Annotated in this window: 15 protein-coding genes; 12 read left to right on the top strand and 3 right to left on the bottom strand. The window is 52.7% G+C overall.

Going from position 1 to position 15322, the window contains the following annotated elements; all coding sequences use genetic code 11:
- Position 1: 1 nt before the first annotated feature.
- The 5 genes from tatC to TH30_RS19765 all read left to right on the top strand — a co-directional run bounded on the left by tatC (position 2) and on the right by TH30_RS19765 (position 4901).
- Positions 2 to 961: a twin-arginine translocase subunit TatC gene (tatC, locus tag TH30_RS19785; RefSeq protein WP_114099805.1), complete on the top strand. Its 960-nt coding sequence runs from the start codon at positions 2 to 4 to the stop codon at positions 959 to 961.
- Between the two features lie 99 nt (positions 962 to 1060).
- Positions 1061 to 2335, top strand: a complete 1275-nt coding sequence (serS, locus tag TH30_RS19780) for a serine--tRNA ligase (RefSeq protein ID WP_114099804.1) — start codon at positions 1061 to 1063, stop codon at positions 2333 to 2335.
- 12 nt (positions 2336 to 2347) lie between these two features.
- Complete coding sequence (gene surE / locus TH30_RS19775; protein ID WP_114099832.1) at positions 2348 to 3115, top strand: 5'/3'-nucleotidase SurE; 768 nt, start codon at positions 2348 to 2350, stop codon at positions 3113 to 3115.
- A gap of 11 nt (positions 3116 to 3126) precedes the next feature.
- The gene (locus TH30_RS19770; protein WP_404969470.1) at positions 3127 to 3765 is read left to right on the top strand and encodes a protein-L-isoaspartate(D-aspartate) O-methyltransferase; all 639 of its coding nucleotides are present in this window, start codon (positions 3127 to 3129) and stop codon (positions 3763 to 3765) included.
- Positions 3766 to 3935: 170 nt separating this feature from the next.
- On the top strand, positions 3936 to 4901 hold the full coding sequence (locus TH30_RS19765; protein ID WP_258548803.1) for a peptidoglycan DD-metalloendopeptidase family protein: 966 nt from the start codon (positions 3936 to 3938) through the stop codon (positions 4899 to 4901).
- 59 nt (positions 4902 to 4960) lie between these two features.
- Here TH30_RS19765 and TH30_RS19760 read toward each other — a convergent pair whose 3' ends face one another.
- The gene (locus tag TH30_RS19760; RefSeq protein WP_114099802.1) at positions 4961 to 5824 is read right to left on the bottom strand and encodes an ATP-binding protein; all 864 of its coding nucleotides are present in this window, start codon (positions 5822 to 5824) and stop codon (positions 4961 to 4963) included.
- Between the two features lie 231 nt (positions 5825 to 6055).
- Here TH30_RS19760 and yajC point away from each other — a divergent pair, with 231 nt between their 5' ends.
- The 4 genes from yajC to TH30_RS19740 all read left to right on the top strand — a co-directional run bounded on the left by yajC (position 6056) and on the right by TH30_RS19740 (position 9606).
- A complete protein-coding gene (yajC, locus tag TH30_RS19755; protein ID WP_114099801.1) occupies positions 6056 to 6430 on the top strand; it encodes a preprotein translocase subunit YajC in 375 nt (124 codons plus the stop codon).
- A gap of 143 nt (positions 6431 to 6573) precedes the next feature.
- Positions 6574 to 8148: a protein translocase subunit SecD gene (secD, locus tag TH30_RS19750; RefSeq protein WP_114099830.1), complete on the top strand. Its 1575-nt coding sequence runs from the start codon at positions 6574 to 6576 to the stop codon at positions 8146 to 8148.
- A 19-nt stretch (positions 8149 to 8167) separates the two neighbouring features.
- Positions 8168 to 9097 carry a protein translocase subunit SecF gene (secF, locus tag TH30_RS19745; RefSeq protein ID WP_114099800.1) on the top strand — a complete coding sequence of 310 codons (930 nt, stop codon included), beginning with the start codon at positions 8168 to 8170 and terminating at the stop codon, positions 9095 to 9097.
- A gap of 128 nt (positions 9098 to 9225) precedes the next feature.
- Positions 9226 to 9606: an Mth938-like domain-containing protein gene (locus TH30_RS19740; protein ID WP_114099799.1), complete on the top strand. Its 381-nt coding sequence runs from the start codon at positions 9226 to 9228 to the stop codon at positions 9604 to 9606.
- 3 nt (positions 9607 to 9609) lie between these two features.
- Here the strand turns inward: TH30_RS19740 and TH30_RS19735 are convergent, their stop codons facing one another.
- On the bottom strand, positions 9610 to 10962 hold the full coding sequence (locus TH30_RS19735) for an NAD(P)-binding protein (protein ID WP_114099798.1): 1353 nt from the start codon (positions 10960 to 10962) through the stop codon (positions 9610 to 9612).
- Positions 10963 to 11149: 187 nt separating this feature from the next.
- Between TH30_RS19735 and TH30_RS19730 the strand changes: the two genes are divergently transcribed.
- Together TH30_RS19730 and TH30_RS19725 are read left to right on the top strand one after the other, a co-directional pair.
- Entirely contained in the window at positions 11150 to 11995 is an 846-nt protein-coding gene (locus TH30_RS19730) for a phytoene/squalene synthase family protein (RefSeq protein ID WP_114099797.1), read from the top strand.
- A gap of 151 nt (positions 11996 to 12146) precedes the next feature.
- Positions 12147 to 12728 (top strand): hypothetical protein, encoded by a 582-nt coding sequence (locus TH30_RS19725; protein ID WP_258548802.1) that lies wholly within the window; start codon positions 12147 to 12149, stop codon positions 12726 to 12728.
- Positions 12729 to 12792: 64 nt separating this feature from the next.
- Here the strand turns inward: TH30_RS19725 and trmFO are convergent, their stop codons facing one another.
- Complete coding sequence (gene trmFO / locus TH30_RS19720; protein WP_114099795.1) at positions 12793 to 14139, bottom strand: methylenetetrahydrofolate--tRNA-(uracil(54)-C(5))-methyltransferase (FADH(2)-oxidizing) TrmFO; 1347 nt, start codon at positions 14137 to 14139, stop codon at positions 12793 to 12795.
- 196 nt (positions 14140 to 14335) lie between these two features.
- Here trmFO and TH30_RS19715 point away from each other — a divergent pair, with 196 nt between their 5' ends.
- On the top strand, positions 14336 to 15313 hold the full coding sequence (locus TH30_RS19715; protein ID WP_114099794.1) for a hypothetical protein: 978 nt from the start codon (positions 14336 to 14338) through the stop codon (positions 15311 to 15313).
- Positions 15314 to 15322: the final 9 nt, after the last annotated feature.

Genomic DNA, 15322 nt, shown 5'->3' with positions numbered 1-15322 from the left:
CATGCAGTCGCATGACAAACAGATGCCGATTATGGAACATCTGATCGAGCTGAGAAACCGTCTGACCTGGGCGGTTCTTGCTTTGTTTATCACCTTTGCTGTTTGCTATTATTTCGTCGAAGATATCTATGGTTTTCTCGTGCGGCCTCTGGCCAACGAGATGGGCCCGGACCGGCGCATGATTTACACTGCGTTGACCGAGGTTTTCTTCACCTATGTCAAAGTGTCGTTCTTCGCGGCCCTGTTTGTTTCTGCACCTGTGTTCTTGGGGCAGCTTTGGGCATTTGTCGCGCCGGGGCTCTATAAAAACGAGCGGTCGGCATTTTTGCCGTTCCTGGTTGCGACCCCGATCCTGTTTCTTTTGGGTGGGGCTCTTGTTTATTACTTTATTATGCCGCTTGCCTGGAAGTTCTTCCTGAGCTTCGAGCATGCTGGTGGTGATAGCGGGCTTGCCATTCAGCTTGAAGCCAAGGTGGGTGAATACCTGTCTTTGGTGATGAAGCTGATCTTTGCCTTTGGTCTGTGTTTCCAGTTACCGGTTCTGCTGACCTTGATGGCACGCGCGGGCATCGTGACGGCTGATGGATTGGCACGGCGTCGCAAATATGCGGTTGTTATTGCGTTTGTCTTTGCCGCTATCCTTACACCGCCTGACCTTATCTCTCAGGTTGGTTTGGGTATCCCGATCATCATTCTTTATGAAATCTCGATCATCATGGCGCGTATTTCCGAACGCAAAAAGCGTCAGGCCGCCGACGATGACGAAGATGAAGGGGAAGACGATGATGTTGCCAAAACCGAAGAGGATTCTGGTGAAAATGTCGATGATCAGGGGGCCGCAGCAGCTGCCTATGATGATGGTCAGTCTTCTCTGACAGGGGACCAGAACAAGAAATCTCCTCGACTGTCCGGACCTTCTGACAATGGCGATGGTGAAGACGATTTCAATAACGCGCGCTAGTTGGAATTGTTAACCGGAAACGTCTGATTTGGTGGGGTGGACCTGGCGTTCACCCCATCGTATAAAGCCACAAATATTTGACTGACAGGGTGCTGTTTTATGCACGATATTAAATGGATTCGGGACAACCCCGAGGCTTTTGACGCAGCGATGGCTGCGCGCAAGCAGGAAATTACTGCGGAACGTCTGATGGATATCGACGTCGAGCGCCGCAAGCTCATGACTGAGCATCAGGAAATGCTGGCGCGCCGTAAAACCATTTCCGGTGAAATCGGCATGCTTCGCAAGAAGGGCGAAAATGCCGATGAACTGATGGCCGAAATGGGCTCGCTCAAGGACAATATCAAGGATGCTGAAGACGGGCAGGCTGCTCTGAATGAGCAACTTGATCTGCTGCTGTCCTCATTGCCCAATATTCTCGATCCAGAAGTGCCGGTCGGTGCGGACGAGGAAGATAACGTTGAGGTCAATCGCTGGGGAACACCCGGCGCGTTTGATTTCCAGCCGCTGGAACATTTCGAGATCGGTGAAAAGCTTGGCATGATGGACTTTGAGGCCGCTGCCAAACTTTCGGGCTCGCGGTTTGTTATCCTGCGTGGAGGTCTTGCCAAACTTGAACGTGCTCTTGCGCAGTTCATGCTGGACCTGCACACCAATGAACATGGTTACGAAGAAACCATCACGCCAATGCTGGTGCGTGACGAGGCTATGTTCGGGACCGGGCAGCTGCCGAAATTCGCCGAAGATTCGTTCAAGACAACGAATGATTACTGGTTGATTCCGACCTCGGAAGTTACCCTGACCAATCAGGTCGCAGGCGAGATCATTGATCAGGCCAAATTGCCGCTGCGCTACACTGCACTGACCCAGTGTTTCCGCTCTGAGGCCGGTTCTGCCGGGCGTGATACTCGTGGCATGATCCGTCAGCACCAGTTCTCGAAAGTTGAGATGGTATCGGTTGTCGAGGCCGAAAAGTCTGATGAAGAACTGTCGCGCAAAACCCGCTGTGCCGAAACCGTTCTGGAGCGCCTCGGGCTTCCGTACCGTACGGTTATCCTGTGCACTGGCGATATCGGGTTTTCGGCCTGCAAGACATATGACATCGAAGTCTGGCTGCCGGGACAGGGGCGCTACCGCGAGATTTCATCTTGCTCGAACACCCGCGATTTCCAGGCGCGTCGCATGAATGCGCGCTACCGTGCGGCGGGCGACAAGAAAACCCAGTTCGTTCACACATTGAATGGATCTGGTCTTGCGGTTGGTCGCTGCCTGATTGCGGTGATGGAAAATTACCAGCAGGCAGATGGTTCCATTCGGGTACCCGATGCGCTTAAGCCCTATATGGGCGGCCTCGAGGTTATTAACCCGCGCTAAGGCATGACCAGCATGATTGATCTGACCAACGCACGTATCCTGATCAGTAATGATGACGGCATTGATGCACCGGGGATCAAGCTGCTTGAAAGGCTTGCGCGGGAATTTTCCGATGATGTATGGGTGATCGCGCCTTCCATGGAACAAAGCGGTGCAGGGCATTCCTTGACCCTGCGCCGCCCTTTGCGCATTCACAAGCGCGATGAACGTCACTTCGCTGTTGATGGAACGCCGACCGACTGCATTCTTTTGGGACTGCAGCAGGTCATGCGCGATACACCGCCTGACATCATCCTTTCCGGAATTAATCGTGGCGGCAATCTTGGCGAAGATGTGACCTATTCCGGGACAGTTGCAGCCGCAATGGAAGCAACCTTGCTCAATGTGCCCGCAATCGCATTTTCCCAGTATTTTTCCGGCGACATGATCGACTGGACCATTGCCGAGAAATATCTCAAGGACGTTGCAACTACCTTGGTCAAAGCTTCATGGCCCAAGGGGGTTCTGATCAACGTCAACTTCCCGGAACATGAAGCAAATGGCGGGGCAAAAGTCCGCATTTCCAAGCAGGGGCAGCGTAAAATTGGCGACCATATCGCCGAACGTCATGACCCGCGCGGGGAACCTTATTACTGGATTGGTGCCATTCTTTCTGAACTTCCGGAAGATCCGAATGCCGATCTGCGGGTGATCGAGCAGGGGCATATTTCTGTGACCCCGATCAGCCTTGATTTCACCCATTACGAGACTGTTGATAAACTGACGAAAGCATTTCCGTGAACGAGCCGGTCATTACGCGTGAATCCAGAATAGCCGATTTGCTTCAAACGCTTCGCCATGATGGCATTCATGATGAAGCGGTTTTGCGTGCGCTGGCCGAGGTCCCGCGTGAATCTTTTGTCGCCGATCCGTTCGTGAACCGCGCCTGGGAAAATGTCGCCTTGCCAATCAGCAAGGGCCAGACGATTTCCCAACCTTATATTGTCGCCCTGATGACACAGGCCCTTGAGCTTAATGACCGGATGAAGGTTCTTGAAGTCGGCACCGGATCAGGTTACCAGGCCGCAATTTTGGCAAAGTTAGCCCGCCGTGTTTACACGCTGGAACGCCACAAACCGCTTTTGCGGCAGGCCGAAGAGCTGTTCCGGGCTCTTGGTCTTCATACAATATCTACCCTGCACGGGGATGGCGGGCTCGGCTGGAAAGCGCAGGCACCGTTTGACCGTATCATCGTAACGGCTGCTGCTCAGGATGTTCCGCCCGTGCTGGTTGATCAGCTGGCGGTTGGGGGGATTATGGTCGTGCCGGTCGGAGAGGTCTCTCATACCCAGCTCTTGTTGCGTGTCTTGCGCACTCCAAGCGGGGTCGAGGTTACCGAGCTGATGCCTGTGCGGTTTGTTCCGATGCTGCCCGGCACCGAAGAGTTCTAACCCCACTAACAGCCAAAGAAAATCACGACAATTCCATCAATCGCTTACCGATTGTTAACGGCTGATCACTGACAATCGAAAACATGATGGAAAATTGTGTCAAACTTGCTGTTTATCGCGGAAAACGACTGCTGCTTGTCTGTGCGACAAGCGCGGCGTTAGGCGGCTGTTTGCTAAATTCTGTCCCGGTTCCGGTTGTCTATGGCGACGGGGCAAGTTACAGCCCCTATAGTATGCCTAAGCTAAAAAACGGCGAGCGCGTTATTACCGTTGAGCCGGGTGATACCGTATCCCAACTGGCGACACGTTATCGGACCGATTTCAATAGGTTTGCGTCGCGCAATGATCTTCGAAAGCCGTATGTCATTTATCCGGGACAACGTCTGGTGCTTCCTGCCTGGTCTGAGGATTCTAACAGTTCCAGCTCGACTGTCGTGGCGGCGAGCCAATCCAGCCCGAGAACAAAGACTGTTACCATCGGTGGCCAAAGGCAGGTTGTGAGTGTGCCGTTGGAACAAAGTACGCCGCGATCTCGAACCTCATCCCAAACACGGACAGCGGGCGTTGCACCTCGTGAAGGTGGAAATATCCCGACACCGGGCATTAAGCCGCGCGACTATGCTGCTGATGCGCAACGTGAAATTGCTTCTGCACGCAGCTGGAAGACGGACAGCAAACCGACACCGGTTGCTGGACAAGGAAGCGATGTTCGCAAGAATGTCCCGATTGCCGAGCCGGCGGATCGCAAAGGATTTATCTGGCCCGTTCAGGGGAAAGTTGTTCTGAAATACGGGGCAGGGACTGGCGGTCTGTTCAATGATGGTATCAATATTCAGGCCAATCGCGGAACGCCAATTCTTGCTGCAGAGAACGGTGTCGTGACCTATGTCGGTAACGAGTTGCGCGGTTTCGGCAACCTTATCCTGATCAAGCATGCTGATAATTTTGTCACGGCCTATGCTCATACTGAAAACCCGCTGGTCGCACGCGGGGATGTGGTGACCCGCGGACAGCGGATTTCGAGTGTCGGTACAACCGGTGCCGTGACCTTCCCGCAACTTCATTTTGAAGTCAGAAACGGACGCAAGTCATCCGATCCTCTGAAATATCTACCAAGTGTGATGGTCTCCAGATAAGAAAACACCCGGAGTCATGTCCGGGTGTTTTTCTGTTTTTGCTCGGAGGTTTGATCCGGCTAGTCGAGGGATTTACCCATCTCACCGGCGATTTCCTGAATGAACTGCCATGCGACACGACCTGAGCGGCTACCGCGTGTGACGGTCCATTCCTTGGCTCGGGCATGGAGTTCTTCGATCGGCATGTCCAGTTTGAACTCTTTGGCATAGCCTTCGATGATTTCGAAATAGACATCCTGGGAAATGTTGTGGAAGCCAAGCCACAGGCCAAAACGATCCGACAAAGACACTTTTTCTTCTACGGCCTCGGATGGATTGATTGCGGTTGAACGTTCATTTTCGATCATATCGCGCGCCATCAGATGCCGGCGGTTCGAGGTCGCATAGAAAATAACGTTCTTGGGGCGTCCTTCAATGCCACCTTCAAGAACCGCCTTGAGCGATTTATAGCTTTCATCCTGCATGTCAAAGGACAGGTCGTCACAGAACAGAACGGTTCGACGACCACTTTTTTCAAGAATGTGAAGCAGTTCAGGCAGGCTGGGAATGTCTTCGCGATGAATTTCAACCAGCGCAAGGGCTGCAGGTCGTTCAGCGTTGATTTTGGCATGCATTGCCTTGACGATGGAGCTTTTCCCTGTACCGCGTGCGCCCCACAAAAGGGCATTATTGGCAGGAAGGCCATCGGCGAAGCGTTTGGTATTGTTATAGAGAATTTCTTTTTGTTGACCGATGCCCTGCAGCAACTCGATGTCAATACGGTTAACGTTGCGAACCGGCTGGAGATAGCCGGTTTCCGCCTGCCACACAAAGGCGTCTGCCGCGCCCAGATCATTTTCGGTGCGCGCTGGTGGGGCCATGCGCTCAAGTGCGGTTGCAATTCTTTCAAGTGTGGGCAGCAACTTATCGAAGTCCGTACTCATCGAAGCCTCTTGGATGTTTAATGTTCTTGGTGACACTGATGGTCGGCAAACTAGCATATCAAGCATGAAAAAGAACAAAATGTTGACGGTCCTATCCGTCGGCACAACGTGAACGAAACCACATGTTTGCCAATTTTCATCCTTTAAGTCAGGTTCTTCCTTGCTTTGGCGTTGTACGCCGTTATATTCCGGCAGTTGATATTTTTTGTTCTGAGGAATTAGGAGTTCCTAATGTTTATTTCGACGGCTTACGCTCAGGCCGCTGGTGGTGCAGACGGTGCAGGCGCACTTATGCAGTTCGCGCCGCTTATCCTGATTTTCGTTGTTTTCTATTTCCTGCTTATCCGTCCTCAGCAGAAAAAACAGAAAGAACATAAAGCAATGCTTGGCGCGATCCGCCGTGGCGACAAAATCGTCACTGCTGGTGGCCTGATTGGCACGGTTGCCAAGGTTGTTGGCGATGACGAGCTGTCTGTCGAGATTGCCGAAGGCGTAAAAGTTAAAGTGGCACGCGGCATGGTTTCGACTGTTCTGTCGAAAACCGAACCTGCCAAAAACGACGCCAAAGATGACGAAAAAGACGAAGAAGAGACCAAAAAAGATTGATCTCTTCGCGCTAAGCAAGGCGGGGCATAGTGGCTCCGCCTTCTTGCATTTTACCGGTGGCCTGAAGCGGCACAAATAGCCGTTGTTCCAAGCACCTTGGAACCAGACCAAGGTTGACCCAGACATATCCGGTCAAAGAACACATGCTTTATTTTACAAAATGGAAAGCAGCACTGGTCCTTCTGGTGTGTGCTTTGGGCGTAATCTACGCCGCGCCAAACTTCCTGCCGTCGGGAGCTTTCCCGACCGAGGCAAGCTATTTGCCCGGAAAACAGATTAACCTCGGTCTTGATCTTCGTGGTGGCTCTCACATGCTGCTCGAAGTTGATACTGACAGCGTTCTGCGTGAACGTTACGAGGCATTGGCAGACACGATCCGTACCGACCTGCGCAAAGAGCAGATTCGGAACCGTCCGCGTGAAGCTACGGCAAACGGTGCGGATATCACCATTCTTAGTCCAGAGGACTTTGAAAAAGCACGCGAGATTGCACGTTCTGCGGAGCCGAACACAGACTTGAGCGGCGAAGGCAACACCATCCACGTTACCTATAACGCAGTTGCCCGGAAGGAACTGATTGACCGCGCCATCGCGCAGTCTTTGGAAGTTGTCCGCCGTCGTGTTGACGAGCTTGGGACGACTGAGCCATCAATCCAGCGTCAGGGTGAGAACCGTATTGTTGTTCAGGTGCCGGGGCTTGATGATCCGTCACGTTTGCGCGCGATCCTCGGTCGTACTGCAAAGATGAATTTCCATCTTGTGAATAACGAAAAAACAGCTGCTGACGCACGTGCTACTGGCTTGCCGCCAGGAACCATGATCCTTCCTGCTGCAGATGCATCAGACAAGGCGGCTGGCATCAAGGAATTCCTGATTGACCGCCGAGTGGTCGTTTCTGGCGACAACCTTGTTGATTCGCAGCCGACCTTCAGTGATGGTCGCCCGGTTGTTTCGTTCCGCTTCGATGCGGCAGGCGGTGCACGATTTGGCGACATTACAAGCAAGAATGCGGGGCGCGGGCTGGCGATTGTTCTGGATGGCGAGGTGATTTCTGCGCCACGCATCAACGAACCAATTCTGGGTGGTAACGGTATCATCACCGGCCAGTTCAGCGTTCAGGAAGCAAATGATCTTTCATTGCTGTTACGTGCGGGTGCATTGCCTGCACCGATGCAGATTCTTGAAGAACGTTCTGTTGGTCCGGGGCTTGGTCAGGATTCGGTTGAAGCCGGTGAAATTGCTGCTGTGCTCGGACTGGTCTTCGTTGTGGCCTTCATGGTCATCAGTTATGGCCGTTTTGGTCTCTATGCCGACATCGCCCTGATGATGAACCTTATTCTTGTCGTGGCTGTGATGTCCGTTCTTCAGGCAACGCTAACACTTCCCGGTATTGCCGGTATCGTTCTTACCGTTGGTATGGCCGTTGATGCCAACGTTCTGATCTTTGAACGTATCCGCGAAGAACAGCGCAATGGTCGAACCGTCATCAACTCGATTGATGCCGGTTACCGCAGTGCCATGTCGACAATTCTCGATGCCAATATCACCACGTTGATCGCGGCACTGGTGCTGTTCAGCTTTGGTTCTGGTCCGATCAAGGGCTTTGCCGTCACGCTGGCAATCGGCATCATCACGTCGATGTTCTCGGCGATCTGGTTGACCCGCCTGATGATTGCAGGCTGGGTCAAGCGGCGTCGTCCGACCGAGCTGGTACTTTGAGGAAGGGAACAGGGAAGATATGAAACCTTTGCATCTTATCCCGGATGACGTGAACGTCCCGTTCCTCAAATTCCGGAAACTCTTTTATATCGTATCCTTGGTGATGGTTCTGGCATCTGCTGCCTTGTTCTTCACCAAGGGACTTAACTTCGGGATCGATTTTCGCGGGGGTATCCTTGTTGAAATCAAGACCGATGGTCCGGCAGATATCAGCGGATTACGCGACAATCTTGGAAGTCTTGGTCTTGGTGACGTTTCGATCCAGGAATTCGGGGCACCGGATGACGTTCTGATTCAGTTGCAGCGTCAGGATGGCGACGAAAAGGCCCAGATGGCTGCGTTGGCGACAGTCACCGATGCCCTTGGCGAAAATGTCACCATCCGTCGTAGTGAACTTGTTGGCCCGAAAGTTGGTAGCGAGCTCAAGGAAGCGGGTTTTTATTCGGTCGTGATTTCGCTGTTGCTGATCATGGTCTATATCTGGTTCCGCTTTGAATGGCAGTTTGCAGTGGCTTCGGTTGTTGCCCTGTTGCATGACGTTGTGATTACGGTCGGGTTCTTTGTGATCACCGGTGTTCAGTTCGATCTTGCAACGCTTGCCGCCGTTCTCACGGTTGCCGGTTATTCGATCAACGATACCGTCGTTGTGTTTGACCGTATTCGAGAATATCTGCGCAAGTTCCGCAAAATGGAAATTCCGGATCTTCTTGATCTCTCGATCAACTCGACGCTGTCGCGTACAACCATGACGTCATTCACGACCTTGCTGGCGCTGATTGCTCTGTTTACCTTCGGTGGCGAGGCAATCCGCGGATTCACGCTGGCGCTTATTTTCGGCATCGTGATCGGTACATATTCGTCAATTTGTGTGGCTTCTCCGCTTTTGATTGTTTTGCGTCTGAAACGCAAAATTCCCGAAGCAGAAGAAGGTCAGGAAGTAAAAGCCTGATCCGACCAACATTGATCTAGAATTTGCAAGAAGGCCGGGGATGTGCGAAAACGCCCCGGCCTTTTTTGTTTTGCCGTTTTGTTCGCCCGAACAGAACATGATGCGCTCCAGATGATACGAGGATTTCCATGTCACTTGAAGTCAGCCCACTTGTTGCCGAAGGTCGCAATCTGGTCTCAAGCTATGGTGACGGTCTGTTTCGCTTTGGCGAAGAAACGGTAAACGGTTCAGTGTTGCTGTTTCCGGAATCCATCTACTCATGGAATGTCAAATCCATCGATGACATTTCGGTGGACTCATTTGCCCGCATCATCGAGAAAGCTGATGAAATCGAAATCTTGCTGCTGGGTATGGGAACGCGTTTGACACCTGTGCCGCTGGCATGGCGTCATGCGCTTAAAGAGCATGGTATCGTGATCGAGCCGATGGATACCGGTGCGGCTTGCCGCACATACAATGTCCTGGTTGCAGAGGCCCGTCGCGTAGCAGCCGCCCTGATTGCGGTTTGACGCCTATTCCTTCAAATAGGCCAATACCTGCTGGCGAACCTGTTTGACGCTGGCAAACAAGGCAGCAGGGCCCGGTGCAGAATCCACCGGGAATGAATCACCGCACAGAAACAGGTTCTTCCAAGGTGTTTTCAGGCGATTCCGCAAGGCGGCATGGCCAGGTGTAAATTCGGGAAATGGAGCTTCCGCATCAATGAAGCTGAAATTGGGATGTTCGGCCCCTTGAACATTTTGAGCCCGTGCCTGCAAATCAAGATTGAGATACTGGTTGCATAGCCACACGCAGCGCTGCCAGATACGGTCCACAAGCTGTTCTATTGTTCCGTCAGCAGGAAGGTGAAAGCTGCTGTTCAGGCTGACCTGGATATGTCGGCGATGGCAATATATTGCCCGGACAAGGTCATCGCTAACGAACAGGCAAAGAGGTTCCGCAAATGGACGTCGTAGCTCATATGCCACTGTTTGTCGGCGTGCCGGGGCGGGCGGGATACCAATGTCGGGGACAGCGTTGCACAGTGGTTTGGGATGAAGTGCAAGTACGACCGCATCACTGGGATTGATCATAACCTGAATATCATCGTTAAACAAAAGATCGGTGGCATATTCAGATGTGCTGTCAATATCACCAAGCCTGGTTCGGGCCATGATCTTTCCACCCGCTGCTAAAAAGCGTTCACGCAGTGTCGGCAGGGCGATATCGTTGAGGATGATAGGATCAATCGCCGAAAAGACCGGCTCATGTGATCGGGCGACCACGGCGCCTGCTTTGGGCAGGAGAACCCGCGCGAGCAGAGTGCTTGAACATTTGTGAGCCGGAATTGAAAACAGGACTTCTGCCAACACTGCCAGAGCATCGCGATGGTATGTGCCGGGTTTATGGGCGTGCTCGTCGCTATCAAAGTCACCGAATGAAGCAGCTGCCTCGACCCGGTTTTCCTCATTGCCATAACGCTGTCGCCAAAAGTCGATCATGGTGTATATGCGGGCCAAAACGCCAAGTCGCCGGGCGATCAGAGCCCTTGAAACACCCTGATCAAGCGTGATGATCGCAGGTTTGCGTCGGCCGCGTTTTAATCCCATGACACAGTGGGCCGGGCGGACGAGTTTGGCCGGAATTTCGGGCCATCGGGCAAAGTAGTCTGCAACCAGGCCGTCCGGATCATAAAAGATTTCCGGCTCCGACGTTTTGTGACTTTCGGGCGCGGTTTGCATGCCACGGGTCCAGCGGCTTTCGAATGGCTCGCCTTCGTCATACAGGTGTACTTCCACGCCGTCTTCGGCCAGCTGGGTCGCCAGTGCCGCACCAGCCAGGCCGCCGCCTATAACGTGTAATTTTCCAGAGGTGAAGGATGCCATATGCCTGCGCCACTTTAATTGTTATACAAGGCCGGAAATACTGGTTTGCACGTTATCGTGTCATTCGGTCTGACAAAATAACCTTAACAGCAGAACACCTTACAAGCCATGGATGAAATTATCACTGCGCAGATCAACCAGCCAATTGAAGTTGTTGGTGCAATGAAAAGCGGGTTGGAAGCATAGAATGACTGAGACGCCAAAGCTCTCGCATTGCGCGGACTACACGCGCCGTCATGATCGGGATCGTTTCCTGTGTGCGTTATTTGCCGCACCTGAAAAGCGTGAAGACCTGTTCACGCTCTATGCTTTCAATCAGGAAGTCTCGAAAACGCGCGAAATGGTTACGGAAATCATGCTTGGCCATATTCGGCTGCAATGGTGGCGTGATACCCTGAGCGAAATCGGGGAGGGCAAAGTACGCAAGCATGAAGTTGTCGAACCGCTTGCGGAACTTGTTCAGTCTCAAGCCGTTTCGGTTCGTGACCTTGAAACCGTCGTTGCCGCGCGTGAATTTGATCTTGAAGACCGCCAACCTGCTGATCAGGAAGAACTTGATCGATATATCGATCAAACCTCAGGTCAGATGGCGGTTCTTTCCGGGCGTGTTCTTGGTGCGACGGGAGACGATGCTGAACACGCAATCCGTCTTGCGGGCAATGCCTATGGTCTGGTCGGTATCATGCGTGCAATGGTATTTCATGGACGTGCCAAGCGCCTTTATCTCCCCAAGGACCGGATGGAAAGTCACAATGTCGGGCAGAGCGATATCTTTGAGTTCCGAAAAAAGGAAGAGGTCCGCAACCTGACCAAAGAACTGGCAGAACTGGCAAGAAAGAGGATTGCCGAGGCACGCAAGCATCGAGGGGCTGTTCCGAAATCTGCCCGCGCTGCTGCATTGCCACTGGTACTTGCCGACGGGTACCTGCGCAAACTGGCCAAAGCGGAATTTGATCCGTTCTCGGCCGAATTCGGGCTTGCGCGACCGGCAAGTGTGCGTCTGACCCTTAATGGCTTGCTTAAAAGCTATTGATGCCAATTCACGTGATGGCTGGATATTGCGAAAATATCATCTACATTAACGATAAAGGATAAGACAGCTTCGTTCTGTCCGTGTTAGCGTTAATAACGCCTTGTTTACACGGTGCAACGTCAATTGTGGGCTACCCAGCATGAGGGTTCGTATGGCATATCCGCATTCCAGACTTGGAACTAACTGGCTATCGAAGCTGGTTATTGTCATGCTGTTTGGTGGTTTTGGTTTTGCGCCATTCGTCGCCCAGGCAGCAAGTATCGATCCGTTCGTTGGTGATTATCACGGTGTGACAATTGAACATGCCGATGGAGAGCTGCAGGCCCGCGATCTTGACGTCAGCATTGAAAAGACGGAACGGGGTTTTAACGTTGACTGGGCTACTGTCATTCACAAAAAGGACGGGCGCGAAAAGAACGTTTCGCTGAGTATCGAGTTCTATTCAACCGAACGCCCGGACATCTATGGCAGTGCAATGCGCTCAGGCCTGTTCGGGAAACGTATCCCAAACGATCCGTTAAAAGGTGAACCGTTTTTCTGGGCACGTATTGTCGGTAAAACCCTTACCATTCATGCCCTTTATATCACCGATGAAGGTGGTTACGAGATGCAGGTCTATGAACGCAAGCTTGATGATGACGGCAATATGGACCTTGTTTTTAGCCGGTTTCGGGATGGCAAGCAGATCCGTGACATTACCGGCAAGTTGACCCGCCAAAAGAAAACTTATTGATTGTGATCAGATAGCATCAAGCTGAGACAAGAAAGCCGCATCACAGGATGCGGCTTCTGTCTTGTTATGCGGCGTTTACCGCACTTAGCCATTGATCAAACAACGGAATGGCACGATCCGAATAGAGCTTTTTCCGATCCCGGCCCTTGACCCGTTTGGTCAGCTCCAGATCCGGGAACAGTCCGAAATTGACATTCATCGGCTGGAATGTGCTTTCGTCTGCACCGCCTGTGATATGGTTCAAAAGCGCCCCCATTGCCGTTGCAAGGGGCGGGGCAGGAATTGTTTTCCCTGCTTTTTCAGCCGCAGTAAAGCGACCAACCATCAGTCCGACCGCTGCACTTTCAACATAGCCCTCGCAGCCGGTAATCTGACCGGCGAACCGTAAATCAGGGCGGGCTTTGAGGCGCAAGGTCGGATCAAGAAGTCGTGGTGAGTTCAGGAAGGTATTCCGGTGTATGCCGCCAAGGCGGGCAAACTCGGCGTTTTCAAGGCCCGGAATGGTCCGGAATACGTCAACCTGGGCACCGTATTTCAGTTTGGTCTGGAAGCCGACCATATTGTAAAGCGTGCCAAGCGCGTTGTCCTGACGAAGCTGAACAATCGCACGCGGCTTTACAGTCGGGTTATGCGGATTGGTCAGGCCGACCGGCTTCATTGGACCATGGCGCAGGGTTTCGCGCCCGCGCTCAGCCATCACTTCAATCGGAAGACAGCCATCGAAATAGGGGGTGTCTTTTTCCCATTCCTTGAATTCGGTTTTTTCGCCGTCAAGCAGGGCATCGATGAAACGATTATACTCGTCTGCATCCATCGGGCAGTTAATATAGTCCTTGCCATCGCCCTTGTCATAACGCGATTGGAACCATGCCTTGTCGAAATCAATGCTTTCCTTGTAGACAATCGGCGCAATCGCATCAAAGAAGGCAAGACTTGCTTCACTGGTGACTTTGCGGATTGCCTCGGCAAGCGCTCCAGAGGTCAGAGGCCCGGTCGCAATGATGGTATGCTCCCATTCCTGCGGCGGCAGATCATCAATCTCGCCACGTTCCATGGTGATAAGCGGATGATTCTCCAGCGCGTCGGTAACAGCCTGCGAGAAGCCTTCGCGGTCAACGGCCAACGCGCCGCCAGCGGGGACCTTGTGTTGATCGGCGCAACGCATGATGATGGACCCGGCACGGCGCATTTCGTCGTGGATCAGGCCAACAGCGTTATATTCCTTGTCATCCGAGCGGAACGAATTCGAACAGACCAATTCGGCACATTTATCCGTATGGTGCGCGTCTGTCGGACGTACCGGGCGCATCTCATGCAGGATAACGGGCACACCGGCTTCTGCCAGCTGCCAGGCGGCTTCACTGCCGGCCAGACCGGCACCGATAATATGAACAGGTTTAACCGTATTCACGTGTGCGAACTCCTCGCGAAGAATATGTTTGAAAGCTTGGCACACACATAGCGGTGCATGGGGGCATATTTCAAGTCAATTGCGCAGTCATCATGCCATCAGTACGCATGGACCCATAAATTTTTCACATTGCCACAGCAAGTACGTCTTATATGCCAGACCCGTTCTGTCGAACATATGTGAAACTGGGGCCAATATGAGCTACCCGCATCACCCATATGGCTATGAACCCACACATTGTCCGGTAATCGGGCTTGTTCCCCGACGTCGGATCATACGCGATGTCGAGTGCAAGCCGACTTCGCAAGACGATGCCGCGTGTCAACCAGACGCTCCGACGGAGAGCAAGGAACGGCGGCCGGGATTTCCGTTTGGTGGTTTCCCCGACGGGGTCTTTAGTCCTGCCGACATCGAAAGCATGATTGAATACGTGGTGGCAACCCGCCAGGGATGGCGAGCCTCGCTTGTTATGCGGGCGTTCTTGCGATGGTGGCGCAATGATGTGGCCCCGGAAAGCAGTGTAACTGACCGCAAGCAATCCGATGCTGTTTTGATGCTTTTGGCGCTTAATCAGGGACGCGACGGCTTTGTCCAAGGGTATTTGCACGATCTGAGCGCAGAGATGAAAGATCATCCCAAGTTACCAACCCCCGAAAACCCGATTGAAAAGGCTTTCAACAAAAGCCTTCGGATTGCAGCACTTGCTTTGGCGCTGTCGCCAATCGTTCTGATTTTTGCTGTTCTGATGTTTGTCCAGATAGACACCATCATCAGCACAGGCAATGGCAAATTGTTCGGGTTCAGTTACGACCTGTTGTTCTTTGTTGGCAGCTTCGGTGCCATTGGTGCCCTGACAAGCATGATGATGCGTTTAGGGAAGGACACCCCGTGGGCGGATATGGAACCGTCGTCAGTGTTCTTTAATTTCCTGTTCCGGCCATGCATGGGGTTTTGTTTCGCACTGGTCGTGCTGCTTGCGTTACGCGCCGGGATACTCCCCATACCGCTTGATGAGCTGCATAATCTTGATGACCTCGACCAGATCAGCAATTCCGCCGTGGCCGGACAACAAATGTCGATCGTTCTGGTCTTCGCATTCTTGTCAGGATTTAGTGAACGGCTGAGCACAGCCTTGGTCAAAAGGGTTGAAAACCGGGTAACCAGTGGCGGGTAGGCGAAGAAA

Source organism: Thalassospira profundimaris (assembly GCF_003326795.1).
Classification (GTDB): domain Bacteria; phylum Pseudomonadota; class Alphaproteobacteria; order Rhodospirillales; family Thalassospiraceae; genus Thalassospira; species Thalassospira profundimaris_C.
Note: the sequence above shows the minus strand (reverse complement) of the source record. Positions and strands in the feature narration are given on the sequence as shown.